The following is a 12,614-nucleotide window of genomic DNA, read 5'->3' as shown; positions in this document are numbered from 1 at the left end:
TGCGGTCGGGCGTGCGCAAGGTCACTCGACGGTCGCATCCACCGGAGCGCCGGCGCGCGCGACGGCTGGCCGGCCCGGAGCCGCCGACGCTGGTCGCGGCCGGCGCCCGCCTGGTCCGCGAACCGTCCGGCGAGGTGACGCGGTGGGTGCTGGCCGACCCGGAGGGCAACGAATTCCGCACCTTCGCGCCGCGTCCCATCGGGTGAGCGACCGACTACCCAGCGCGGGCGCGGTCGACTAGCGTCTTCCTAGCGCCACAGCCAGCGCGTTCGCCGCCGACGTCGACACGCCTCCGGCCGACCCCAGCCTGTCCGATCGGTTGGTAATCGCGGGAACTCCCACCACCGCTTCCCCGGTTCGGCAGGATCGTCCCAACGAGGAGGTGCCGTCGTGCAGGACACCCGCGCTCTCGCCCTGACGTTCGAGGTGAGCGGCCTGCCACCGGTCAAGACCGAAGCGTTGTCCATCTTCGCCGCCGGGCACCGGCAGGCGACGAGGGTCCGCACCCTGCTCCAGGCCGCCCTCGCCGCGGCCCAACGCACCGGCTGGACGCCGTTGCCCGGGCCGATCGAGGTCGACCTGGTCCTGCGCTGCCCGCCCGGGCACCGTACGGCCGACGCCAGCACCCTGCTCGGCGGCGTCTGCGCGGTGCTGCAGGACAAGAAGCGCGTGGCCAGCATCGGTCTGGCCCACCTCGGCGTCCTGGTGGACGTCGCCCTCTACGACGACGACCGGCAGATCCGCCGGCTGTCGTACCAGGAGGAGCCGGCGGAGGACTTCTCGTACCAGGTGCGGGTCGCCGCCGTACCGGCCGGGGTTTGACCGACGGACGCGGTGGGGTACCGCGGTCGCCGACGAAGGGAGCACCATGTCGGAGCCACACGTCACGCTCGACCCGCGCGGGCTCGACCCCGTGCAGCAGAAGCTGCGCGGCCCGCTGGAGGATCAGCTGACCTCGGCCCTCCAGGCGGCCACCGACCGGGTCCGCGCCGACTACGCCGGCGAGCCGATCGAGCAGGTCTGCCAGCGCCTGCTGGACGAGACACGCTCCGGGCTGCATCCCGACATCGCGGCCGGCTTCAACCCCGACATGGACGAGTTCTGCCGGGTGGCCGTCTCGATCGTGCGGGGCGGCGAGGTCTCCTGAGCCGGAGGCCGGCTGCCGACGGCTAGGCGATGCCCCCCGAGGTGATCGGGGGGCGAAGCACGATGTGCGGCGAGAGCGCCGGGTCCAGCCACCGCAGCACGGAGACGAGGTGCCCGTGGGCGAGGGCGACACAGCCGGCGGTGGCATTGCCGCCGCTGGTGCTGAACTCGTGCAGGAAGATGCCGCTGCCCGCGTACGGCACGGGCGTGCTCACCGTGGGCGGCATGTTGTACGTGATCACCGCGAAGTGCGTGTAGGCGGGCACCTCCGTCCACAACGCCTCACTGTTGCCACCGGGGTTGGTGGAGCTGTGCTGGAAGGAGTTGTAGCGCGACGACGTCGGGTTCTCGTTCCACCAGTCACCACTGACCAGGCGGTGGTACGGGTAGCGCACGCCCGGGTTGGCGGCGATGCCGTACATGGTCGGGCCGATGGCGTACGTCCCGGTGGGCGTCGTCGGCACCCCCTCGACGTGGTTGTCGCTGAATCCCTTGGAGCCGATCCGGGCGGGGAGCACCGCCGAGGCGGGCTGCCACCGGTCATTGACCCGCACGTACGCCTCGAGGCTGGCGTAGCTGATGCCGCGATCGGTGCCGCTGACGACGATGACCTGCCTCGCCTGTGGCGGCAGGGTCTTCAGCCGGGCGGCCAGGTTGTGGTGCGGCACCGTCGGCCGGGTGAGCCCGGGAACCGTCGCGGTGCCCCGGGCCGGCGCCGCCGCCCTGGCCGCACCGAGCGCGGGCGCCGTCGGGGTGAGCACGGCCGGCGCCGCCAGACCCGCGGCGGCGCCCAACAGGAGCGATCTGCGCTTCATGCCGCCATCCTGACAGTCGACCCGACTCGCGGATGTCCCGCTCGCCCGGAGTGGGTGGTCGATTCGTGGCCGGGTCAGGACCGGGTCCGCAACTACCCGGCCCTGACCCCCGGCGGTCCGGCATGGGAGCGGACAGCTGCGGCACCCCGTCACACGCGGACGTGGCACGCCGCCCACGCGGTCGACGGGAGCCGGCCGCCCTGCACTCAGCTCCGCGGTGCCCACCCGCCGGACGCCGGTGCGCCCCCGGCACACCCCGAAGGGCCGTGAGCGCCGGCCCAGGTTAGGCGGGTCGCGACGGGCCGGACAAGCCGCGCCCGGCCGCCGGTGGCGTGAGTGATCTCAAGGTGAAAAAGCGGCATGTCGGCGTAACGGCGCCATGGTCGACGGCGCTGTTCGGACGCGGAGTGGTCAGAAGTGCCGCAGCAGGTCACGGAAGGCGGCCAGCCGCAGCACTCCCCCGTCGGTCGGGTCCAACTCGTCGTCCTCCAGCACCCAGGTGTTCTCGTTCGGAATGAACACCGCGTTCAACCCGGCCGCCCGTGCTGGCAGGATGTCCGACCTCGGGGAGTTGCCGATCATCCAGGCGCCGGCCGGGTCGAAGCCGTGCTCCCCGACCAGCCACCGGTAGGTGTCGACGTTCTTCTCGGCGACGATGTGCGCCGCCCGGAAGTGGTGCAGCAGGCCGCAGGCGTCCAGTTTGCGCTGCTGCTCCACCTGGTCCCCCTTGGTCAGCAGCAGCAGGTCGTGCCGACCGGCAAGCTCGTCGAGCGCGTCGGCCACCCCGGGCATCAACTCCACCCGGTGCTCGACCAGCGCCACCGCGAGCCGGTCGATCTCCTGGCGCTCGGCGGCGGTGGCCGGGCGCTCACGCAGCCGCTCCAGGCAGTCGGCAAGGCTGCGCAAGAAGACCTTGCTGCCGTAGCCGTGCGCCACGGTGTTGGCCCGCTCGATGTCGTCGAGGACGGCCCGCAGTTCCACCCGGTCCAGGGTCGGGTGGTCGAGCCAGGCCAGGAAGTCGTCGATCACCCGCTCGAACACGACGTTGTTCTCCCACAACGTGTCGTCCGCGTCGAAGATCAGCACCTGCGCCTGCCGCCGCGCCGCCTGCTCCACCGTCATGCCGCCCCCTTCGTGATCAACGCCCCTGACGGTCCGGGACCCTAGGGCATGTCGCGCGGCGCGCCCAACGGGTTTCCGTCCGACTCGGCTGCCTGCGGGCAGGGCCACCACAACAACCGCTCCGCGACCATCGTCTCCCGCTCCTCCTGCGCCTCGGGGCGCAGACGACCGCCCCGGGTCAGCATCACCATGCCGTGCAGCAGGCTCCAGCCCACCTCGGCCAGGGTGTCCGGGTCACGCCCCTCGGCCAGCGGGGTCAGGGCCGCCCGCAGCTCGGCGAACACACCCCGGGGCGCGGCCGGCACGCCGTCGACGCCGAGGGCCAGGTCGGGGGTCAGCGCGAGCATCGCGTCGTAGACCTCCGGATTCGCGTACGCGAAGTCGAGGTACGCGCTCGCCACCGCCGGCCAGACCCGTTCCGGACCGCCGGTGGCCTCCGCATGCGCCTCGGCCAGGTCGGCGGCCAGGTCGGCGAAGGCGCACACCGCGACGGCGGCGAGCAGCGCCTCCTGATCGGCGAAGTGCCGGTAGAGGTCACCGACGTCGACCTCGGCCCGCTCGGCCAGCCGGCGAGGGCTCACCCCCGTCCAACCCTCGACCTCGGCCAACTCCCGGGCGACCGTGACGATGAGGTCACGTCGGTCCTCTTCGGTGGCTCCCTCGGCTGGTCCGGACACGCCCACGATCGTAGGTGGCGAACACCGCTGGTAGCGGCGCGGTGACAGATTGGCGACTGGCGTGGCCAGTCTCAACCCGCTCCGGTTCGAACGGCGGGTGGTGTGGAGAGGTTGCCGACCGGCACCGTCATCCTCCGTCGCGGGCTCTGGTCCGCTCCGGGCGGCCGGACGCGGCGGCCCCGGATCCTCGTCTGCGTCTGTACAGCGCCTCGTAGCTGACAAGGACGACGAGGAACGCGGTCAGCAGGCCGAGAGCAACCAGGCCGGGTAGGAAGCGGCCGGCCGGGATCAACAGCAGCGCCGCACCGGGAGCGAGGATCTGTCCCGGCGTCACGGACCGAGTGCTGAGGCTGAGAAAGGTTGCCCTGCCCGCGAGGTACAGCCCGACCCCGCCGAACAGCGCGACGGCCGGGGTCCAGTCCAGGCGCAACTCGGCGGTGTCGTGATGGTGATCGTGTGCCAGGCGGGCGAGCACCTGCTCGACCCCCAGCGCCAGGTAGATGGTCCCGGCGATCAGCGGGAAATGGGCAATGCTGTAGGCGTTGGCGGCGAGCCGGCCGCGTCGAGGGCCAACCTCCATCCTCAGCGCCTCCCCGGCGGTCGCCGCGCTCTCGGAGTACAGGCGGTACAGGCAGACCGTCATGGCGAGCGTGAGCAGCGCGGCCAGCAGGACCGGTCGACGGATCATCTCGGCCCCGACCCCGGCGCCGACCGAGACCAGGGACTCACCGAGCGCGATGATCACCACGAGGCTGTGGCGCTCGGTGAAGTGGCCGGTGCTCCGTATCGGCCACCCGCTCAGCACGGAGGCGATGACCCCGCCGGAGAGGTCGATGGCGAGCGCTCCGGTCCAGAGCAGGATCTGGGCCGTGCCGCCGAGCACGGCGCCGAGCACGAGTGGAATCCAGGACAGGGCCGTGGAGAGGGCGTAGAGGCGGAGCGTCCTGCGCAGGCGCCGGTCACCCCCGGCCGCCCAGGTGTAGAGGGCCAGGTGGATCACCCGCACCACGATGTAGGCCAGCACCAGGATCAGCCGCGATTCCAACGCCCTCGGGGTGGATTCCCAGACGTCGGGGATGACAAGTGCGGCGAGGAAGACGGCGGCCATGGCGACGGTGGTGCCGGCACGGACCAGTCCGACATCGATGCGGACGTAGTTTCCCAACCAGGAGTAGACCAACCAGGAGATCCACGACAGCAGCAGAACGAGCAGTCCCTGCGCCAGGGTCAGCGGCGCGGGCCGCGCGCTCATGAACGAGGTGACCCTGATGAGAGCGAAGACGAACACCAGATCGAAGAAGATCTCGAACAGGGTCGTTCGATGCGTCTCCGCGGTCATCACCGGCCGCGAGCCGAACGTCTTCCCCATCACCTCATCTTCATCGTTGGCCGCGCCACACCAGCGGCGATTCGCGTAAGCCCGAGTGGATGGCGACGGTGCGGCTGACCGTGCCGCAGCCAGTGACGTCGTCACGATTCGCATGATCGTGCTCGATCCGGGATCCAGTGGCCTCCGGGCGTCGGGGATGCCACTACAACGTGGATCGAGCACGATCCTGACGGCGGCCGCGCCGCCCGCCGTCAGCGGCGCAGCGTGAGGATCAGGTCGGCCACCAGCGCCGTCCAGCCCGTCTGGTGCCAGGCGCCCAGTCCGGCGCCGTTGTCACCGTGGAAGTACTCCGGGAAGGCGATCAGGTCCCGCCAGTCCGGGTGGGTCTGGAAGATCCGGCACGCGCCGTAGATCGGCCGCCGACCCCAGTCGTCCTGGGTGAAGAGTGAGATCAGGCGGGCGGACAGGTCGTCGGCGACCTCGTCCAGCGTCCGCTTCACCCCGGAGCGGGTCGGGTACTCCACCTGGAGGTCGTCGCCGAAGAACGACGCGTAGTCGCGCAGCGCGCTGATCAGCAGGAAGTTCGTCGGCATCCAGATCGGACCGCGCCAGTTCGAGTTGCCGCCGAAGAGCCCGCTGGTCGACTCCGCCGGCTCGTACCCGACGGAGAACTCCTGCCCGCCGAGGGTCACCGAGAACGGCTTGTCGAGGTGCGCGCGGGACAGCGTCCGCAGGCCGAAGTCGGAGAGGAACTCGTCGGGGTCCAGCATCCGGGCGAGCAGCCGGACGACCTGCTCCGGGCCGACCATGGACAGCAGCCGCTGCTGGCGGCCGTCCGGGCCCAGCCGGCGGGTGCCGATCACCTCGGCGTACTCGGGGCGGTTGGTGAGGAACCAGCGCAGCCGTGCGCCCAGCTCCGGCAGCCGGTGCAGGGTCTTCGCGGTCAGCCGGGTGGTGGCGGCCAGCGGCAGCAGCCCGACGACCGAGCGGACCTTCAACGGCACCTTCGTGCCGTCGGCGAGCCGCAGCACGTCGTAGAAGAAGGCGTCCTCGTCGTCCCACAGGCCCTGCTCGTACGCGGCGGCGGCGATGTACGCGAAGTGCTCGAAGAACTTGGTGGCGGTGTCCACCCAGGTCCGGTCGTGCTCGGCCAGCACGATCGCCATGTCCAGCAGGTTCAGGGCGTACATGCCCATCCAGCCGGTGCCGTCGGACTGCTCCAGCACACCGGCGACCGGCAGCGCCGCGGACCGGTCGAACGGCCCGACGTTGTCCAGCCCGAGGAAGCCACCCTCGAAGACGTTGTTGCCGCCGGTGTCCTTGCGGTTGACCCACCAGGTGAAGTTGATCAGCAGCTTGTGCATCACCCGGGCCAGGAACTCGTAGTCCCGGCCACCGTCGATCTCGAACACCTTCAGCGCCGCCCACGCGTGCACCGGTGGGTTCACGTCACCGAACGCCCACTCGTACGCCGGGATCTGCCCGTTGGGGTGCAGGTACCACTCGCGCAGCAGGAGCAGCAGCTGGTCCTTGGCGAAGCCCGGGTCGACGCGGGCGATGCTCACGCAGTGGAAGGCCAGGTCCCAGGCCGCGTACCACGGGTACTCCCACGGGTCGGGCATGGAGATGACGTCGAAGCTGGTCATGTGCCACCAGGCGCTGTTGCGCCCGTGCCGGCGGCCGGCCGGCGGCGGCGAGGAGCCCGGATCGCCTTCCAGCCAGCGTTTGACGTCGAAGTGGTAGAACTGCTTCCCCCACATCAGCCCCGCGATCGCCTGTCGGGCCACCAGCGCCTCGTCGGGTGTGGCGGCCTCCGGGATCACGCCGGCGAAGAAGCGGTTGGCCTCGGCCCGCCGCGCCCACACCACCGCGTCGAAGCCGTCGCCCAGATCCGCTCGGGGCGGCGGGGCGGCGGCCGGCGGCGGGGCGGTACGGGTCAGCCGCAGCCGGATCTGACGCTGCCCGCCGGCCGGTACGTCGAGCACGTAGTGCAGCGCGCCCTTGGTGCCCTCCCCCGCCGGGTTGACCGTGGCGGCGCCGTTGACCACGTGGTCGTTGATGCCGTCCTTCGGGTAGGGGGACCGGCCGGGCAGACCCCACAGCCGCTCGGCGTTGGTGTCGTTGTCACAGAGCAGCGGCACCGGGTCGCCGTCGCCCTCCAGCAGCAACTGGCCGAGCACCCGGTGCTCGCCCACCAGCCGGGAGCCCTCGCCGGTCAGCCGGGGAACGCGATCACCGCCGGGCAGCCCCCAGGCCCAGGTGTTGCGGAACCACAGGCTGGGCAGCACGTGCAGGGTGGCCGCCCGGTCGCCGCGGTTGGCCACGGTCACCACCATGCACAGGTCGGTCGGGGATGCCTTGGCGTAGTCGACGGTCACCGCCCAGTACCGGTCGTCGTCGAAGATCCCGGTGTCCACCAGCTCGTACTCGGTGTCGTCCCGGCCGCGCAGCGCGTTCACCGCGACCAGTTCGTCGTACGGGAAGGCTGCCTGCGGGTAGTGGTAGCGCCAGCGCATCCAGGAGTGGGTGGGCGTGGAGTCCTCGTACCACCAGTACTCCTTGACGTCCTCGCCGTGGTTGCCGCCGTCGCCGCCGAGGCCGAACATCCGCTCCTTGAGGATCGGGTCCCTGCCGTTCCACAGCGCGAGGGCGAAGGCGAAGGTCTGCCGGTCGTCGCAGACGCCGGCCATCCCGTCCTCGTTCCACCGGTAGGCTCTGGACCGCGCGTGGTCGTGCGGGAAGTAGTCCCACGCCGTACCGTGCTCGCTGTAGTCCTCACGTACCGTCCCCCACGCCCGTTCGGACAGATAGGGACCCCATGCGCGCCACTCCTGCTCCCCCGAGTCGGCCTGGGCGAGCCGGAGCCGCTCGGCGTCGGGTGGCGAGGCGTCGGAGGACGAACGGTCAGTGATCACGTGCACATCTTCGACGCCGCCGCGGTACTTGACCACAGCGGCCATTCTCGTCGTGGCGTGTTACACCCCGCCGCTGGTGGAGGAAAGTTGATCGACATTCAGTTCGGCCCGCAGGTCTGCGGCGACCTGACCAGCGCGGCCAGCCGGGAGTGGCTGGTGCCCGACGGCGTCGGCGGGTACGCGATGGGCACCGTCGCCGGCCTGCGGACGCGCCGCTACCACGGCCTGCTGGTGGTGCCCGGCGAAACCCCGGCGTCCCGTCGGGTGGGACTGGTCAGCCTCGACCCGGCGGTCACCCTGCCGTCCGGCGCGCGGGTCCGGCTCGGCACGCACGAGTGGTCCTCCGGCGACGTGGACCCGCGCGGCTTCGAGCTGCTGGAGCGCTTCGACCTGGTCGACGGGCTGCCCCGGTGGCGGTGGCGGATCGGCGCGGTCGTGATCGAGCGGGAGCTGGCCATGCTGCCCGGCCGTTCCTGCGTGGCGGTGGTGCACCGGCTGGTGGCCGGCGGGCCGGTCCGGCTGGAGCTGTCCGCCGCCTGCACGTGGCGCGACGCGCACGGCGAACGGCGGGCCGACGGCCCGACGCCGCAGGTCGAGGCGGTGGCCGACGGCGCCGTGGTCGAGGGCGCGTACCGGCTGGCCGGCCCGGGCTGGACGCCGGAGGGGCAGTGGTGGCTGGGCGCCCACCACCGCGAGGAGGCCAACCGGGGCCTGCAACCCGACGAGGACCTCTGGTACGCGGGTCGCTTCACGGGCGAGCTGGAGCGCCCCGGTGACACGGTGTCGGTGCGGGCCTGGGCCGGCCAGCTCGACGAGGAGCCGCCGCCGGCCGCGGAGATCGTGGCGACGGCCCGGCGGCGCAACCGGCAGGTGGTGGAGACGGCGAGGCCGGCGGACCGGGTGGACGCGACGCTCGCGCTGGCCGCGGACGCGTTCGTGGTGCGGACCGGCGGCACGGCGGTCGACGTGGTGGCCGGTTACCCGTGGTTCGGCGCCTGGTCGCGGGACACGATGATCTCGTACGAGGGGCTGTTCCTCTGCACCGGCCGCGCCGACGAGGGTCGGGAGCTGCTGCGGTCGTACGCGGCGACGCTGTCCGAGGGGATGCTGGCCAACACCGCCGACACCGGGCGGGTGGAGTACAACACCGTCGACGGCACGCTGTGGTTCCTGCACGCGGTGAGCCGGCACGTCACCGTCACCGGTGACACCGAGCTCGGCGACGAGCTGCTGCCCGCGCTGCGTACGGTCGTCGACGCCCACGTGGCCGGCACCCGCTACGGCATCGGCGTCGACCCGGCCGACGGGCTGCTCGCCCAGGGCGCCCCCGGCACCGCGCTGACCTGGATGGATGCCCGGGTGTACGGGGTGCCGGTGACGCCGCGTACGGGCAAGCCGGTCGAGGTCAACGCGCTGTGGGTCAACGGGCTGGCCGGGCTCGCCGAGCTGACCGAGCTGGCCGGTCAGGACGCGGCCGAGCTGTGGCGGCGGCACGGGCAGGCCATCGCCTCGTTCCGGGACCGCTACCCGGCGCCGGGCGGCTGGTTGCACGACGTGCTGGACGCGCCCGCGCCGGCGTACCCACTGGGTGGGGCCGCCCTGCACGACGACGACGTGCTGCGCCCCAACCAGCTGCTGGCCTGGTCGCTGCCGTTCGCGCCGCTGGAGCCGGACGAGCCGACGCTGCGCCGGGTCGCGGCCGGGCTGCTCACCCCGCTCGGGCCGCGCAGCCTCTCCCCCGACTCGCCGGAGTTCGTGGGCCGGCACCGGGGCGGCCCGGCGGAACGCGACGGCGGCTACCACCAGGGCACCGTGTGGCCGTGGCTGCTCGGCCCGTACGTCGACGCCTGCCGCCGGGGCAAGATGTCGGTCGATGACGTATTCGTCGGTATTGAGGCTCATCTGACCGAATATGGGCTAGGCTCGGTAAGCGAGACGGCCGATGGCCTCGCGCCGCACACCGCGACCGGCTGCCCGTTCCAGGCGTGGTCGGTGGCCGAGCTGCTGCGCGTACGCCGAAGAGGCCAGTAGCGCTTTACACGACCGCAACGGCGGTGTCTCCGCTGGTTATCTCGACCCCGGCAGGATGGGTCGGAGATCCAGACGCGACGGCGGGCACCGGTTTCCGGTGTGGTCGGCGCGCGCCCGGGGACAACTCAAAGGGGGCCGCAATGTCACCCGACGCCCACGTGATCGACATCCACCCCGCCCGGCAGCTGCGGGTACTGATGCTCTCCTGGGAGTACCCGCCGGTGCTCGTCGGCGGCCTTGGCCGACACGTCCACGCCCTCTCCGTCGCCCTCGCCGCCGCCGGCCACGACGTCACCGTCATCACCCGCCACGCCGACGGCGCACCCCTCGAGGAGTACGCCGACGGCGTGCGCATCCTGCGCGCCCCCGAAGACCCCGTCACCTTCCCCCTCGCCACCAGCTCCCTGCTCGCCTGGACCATGGCCTTCAACCACACCCTCACCCGCACCGCCCTACGCGCCACCGAAGCCGGCACCTACGACGTCATCCACGCCCACGACTGGCTCGTCGCCCACACCGCGATCACCCTCGCCGACCACCTGGACCTGCCCCTGGTCACCACCATCCACGCCACCGAGGCCGGCCGGCACCAGGGCTGGCTGCCCGAGGAGATGAACCGCACCATCCACGGCGTCGAGCACTGGCTCAGCGGCTCCTCCACCCGCGTCATCACCTGTTCGGGGTACATGCGCGAGCAGGTCACCTCGCTGTTCGACCTGCCGGCCGGGCAGGTCGACGTGGTGCCCAACGGCGTCGACGACCGGGCATGGCGGGCCCGCCCCCGCGCGGTCGCCTCGGCCCGCGCCCGCTTCGCCGCGGACGGCCCGCTGGTCGGGTACGCCGGGCGGCTGGTCTACGAGAAGGGCGTGCAGCACCTGGTGCACGCGGTGCCCCGACTGCGCCAGCGGCACCCCGGGCTCCGCGTGGTGATCGCAGGCGACGGCCCGTACCGCGCCGAGCTGGAGGAGGAGGCCCGCCGGCTGGCGCTCTGCCCGACCGTCCGCTTCACCGGTTTCCTCGACGCCACCCAACTGCCGGCGGTGCTCGGCGCCACCGACGCGACGGTGGTGCCCAGCCTTTACGAGCCGTTCGGCATGGTGGCGCTGGAGGCGGCGGCCGCCGGTGCGCCGCTCGCGGTGGCCCGCACCGGAGGGCTCGCCGAGATCGTCGAGTCCGGTGTCACCGGCGTGACATTCCCGCACAGCGACCCCGACGCGCTCGCCGGCGCCGTCGACCAGCTCCTCGGCGACGAGGTCTTCGCCCGGCGGGTGGCCCGCCGTGCCCGCACCATGGTCGGCGAGCGGTACGGCTGGGCCACGATCGCCGCCCGCACCGCCGCCACCTACAGCACCGCCCGACGGGAGTACGGCCCGCTCCAGGCCCGCCGTGCCGCCGCCCGACTGGCGGGCGGACGTACCCGGATCGCCATTCCCGAGGGCAACCTGCTCGCCGCGGCCGACCACGCCGCCTGCTGACCCGACGCGGACGACCGATAGGTGACTTCCGATCCGCTGGCTAGGGTGTAGCCCGGACAGCGGCTGAGGAGGAGCGTGGGCGGGTGCTGATCGCCGGTCGGTACCGGCTGCTCGACCTGGTGGGTCGCGGGGGCATGGGCCGGGTGTGGCGGGCCCACGACGAGATGTTGCACCGCGACGTCGCGGTCAAGGAGGTCGTGCCGCCGAGTTGGCTGGCCGACCACGAGCGGGCCGAGCTGCGCTCGCGCACCCTCCGGGAAGCGCGCGCCGCGGCCCGGCTCAACCACCCCACCGTGGTCCGGCTCTACGACGTCGTCCCGGTCGAGGGCAGCCCGTGGATCGTGATGGAGTACGTCCCGTCCCGCACCCTGCAGGACGTGTTGGACACCGAGGGGCCCCTCGCGCCGCCCGAGGCCGCCCGGGTCGGTCTGGCCCTGCTCGACGCGTTGCACGCCGCGCACACGGCCGGGGTGCTGCACCGCGACGTCAAACCGCAGAACGTGCTCGTGGCGCACGACGGGCGGGTGATGCTCACCGACTTCGGGCTGGCCACGTTCGACGGCGGCGACGGCGCCATGACCCGTCCCGGCATGGTGCTCGGCTCCCCGCAGTACGTCGCCCCGGAGCGCGCCGCCGAGGGGGTGTCCACGGCGGCGGCCGACCTGTGGTCGCTCGGCGCCACCCTGCACACCGCCGTCGAGGGCCGCTCCCCGTACGCCCGCAGCACCGCGATGGCCACCCTGAGCGCGCTGGCGGCCGGGCCTCCGGACCCGGCCCCGCACGCGGGGCCGCTCGCGCCGGTGCTCGCCGGGCTGCTGCGCCGCGACCCGCGCGACCGCCTCGACCACGAGACGGCCCGACGGCTGCTCACCGGCGCCGCGACCGGCGTCACCGGCCCGTCCCCCGACGCCGCAGATCGGGCAATCGCCCCGGACGACCGGCCCGACGCGTCCACCGACCCGTCCGATCAGGACCGGACCATCCCGCTGCCCGAGCCCGGCCGACCCGCTGACCGGGCGGGACCCGGGGTGATTCACCCGCCGGAGACACCGCCGCGGAGCGGGCCGACGCCCCTGGCGAGCAGGCTGCCGACGACGTCGCCC

Annotated in this window: 11 protein-coding genes; 6 read left to right on the top strand and 5 right to left on the bottom strand. The window is 72.6% G+C overall.

What is annotated here, in order from left to right; translation table 11 throughout:
- Window positions 1–11 precede the first annotated feature (11 nt).
- The 3 genes from DKT68_RS31540 (at window position 12) to DKT68_RS21500 (ending at window position 1,147) form a co-directional block, all read left to right on the top strand.
- A complete protein-coding gene (locus DKT68_RS31540; protein WP_109819206.1) occupies window positions 12–206 on the top strand; it encodes a VOC family protein in 195 nt (64 codons plus the stop codon).
- 184 nt (window positions 207–390) lie between these two features.
- Entirely contained in the window at window positions 391–822 is a 432-nt protein-coding gene (locus DKT68_RS21505) for a RusA family crossover junction endodeoxyribonuclease (protein ID WP_109819205.1), read from the top strand.
- A 46-nt stretch (window positions 823–868) separates the two neighbouring features.
- Entirely contained in the window at window positions 869–1,147 is a 279-nt protein-coding gene (locus DKT68_RS21500; protein WP_109819204.1) for a hypothetical protein, read from the top strand.
- Between the two features lie 22 nt (window positions 1,148–1,169).
- Here the strand turns inward: DKT68_RS21500 and DKT68_RS21495 are convergent, their stop codons facing one another.
- From DKT68_RS21495 to DKT68_RS21475, 5 genes are all read right to left on the bottom strand, one after another.
- Complete coding sequence (locus tag DKT68_RS21495) at window positions 1,170–1,961, bottom strand: L,D-transpeptidase family protein (RefSeq protein ID WP_109819203.1); 792 nt, start codon at window positions 1,959–1,961, stop codon at window positions 1,170–1,172.
- Between the two features lie 411 nt (window positions 1,962–2,372).
- Complete coding sequence (locus tag DKT68_RS21490) at window positions 2,373–3,083, bottom strand: HAD family hydrolase (RefSeq protein ID WP_109819202.1); 711 nt, start codon at window positions 3,081–3,083, stop codon at window positions 2,373–2,375.
- Window positions 3,084–3,124: 41 nt separating this feature from the next.
- Window positions 3,125–3,760 carry a TetR/AcrR family transcriptional regulator gene (locus DKT68_RS21485; RefSeq protein ID WP_236647018.1) on the bottom strand — a complete coding sequence of 212 codons (636 nt, stop codon included), beginning with the start codon at window positions 3,758–3,760 and terminating at the stop codon, window positions 3,125–3,127.
- 127 nt (window positions 3,761–3,887) lie between these two features.
- Window positions 3,888–5,312, bottom strand: coding sequence for a low temperature requirement protein A (locus DKT68_RS21480; RefSeq protein ID WP_146218409.1), 1,425 nt, complete (start codon window positions 5,310–5,312; stop codon window positions 3,888–3,890).
- Between the two features lie 29 nt (window positions 5,313–5,341).
- Entirely contained in the window at window positions 5,342–8,050 is a 2,709-nt protein-coding gene (locus tag DKT68_RS21475; RefSeq protein WP_109819200.1) for an MGH1-like glycoside hydrolase domain-containing protein, read from the bottom strand.
- Between the two features lie 42 nt (window positions 8,051–8,092).
- Here DKT68_RS21475 and DKT68_RS21470 point away from each other — a divergent pair, with 42 nt between their 5' ends.
- The 3 genes from DKT68_RS21470 to DKT68_RS21460 form a co-directional block, all read left to right on the top strand.
- The gene (locus DKT68_RS21470; protein WP_109819199.1) at window positions 8,093–10,036 is read left to right on the top strand and encodes an amylo-alpha-1,6-glucosidase; all 1,944 of its coding nucleotides are present in this window, start codon (window positions 8,093–8,095) and stop codon (window positions 10,034–10,036) included.
- 140 nt (window positions 10,037–10,176) lie between these two features.
- Entirely contained in the window at window positions 10,177–11,511 is a 1,335-nt protein-coding gene (locus tag DKT68_RS21465) for a glycosyltransferase family 4 protein (RefSeq protein WP_109819198.1), read from the top strand.
- A gap of 83 nt (window positions 11,512–11,594) precedes the next feature.
- Window positions 11,595–12,614, top strand: a 1,020-nt coding sequence (locus DKT68_RS21460; RefSeq protein WP_269089868.1) for a serine/threonine-protein kinase, incomplete at its 3' end; no start/stop codon positions are given.

The organism is Micromonospora acroterricola (assembly GCF_003172955.1).
Classification (GTDB): Bacteria; Actinomycetota; Actinomycetes; order Mycobacteriales; family Micromonosporaceae; genus Micromonospora; species Micromonospora acroterricola.
The sequence above is the reverse complement of the archived record's forward strand: the minus strand, read 5'-3'. Positions and strand labels throughout refer to the sequence as shown.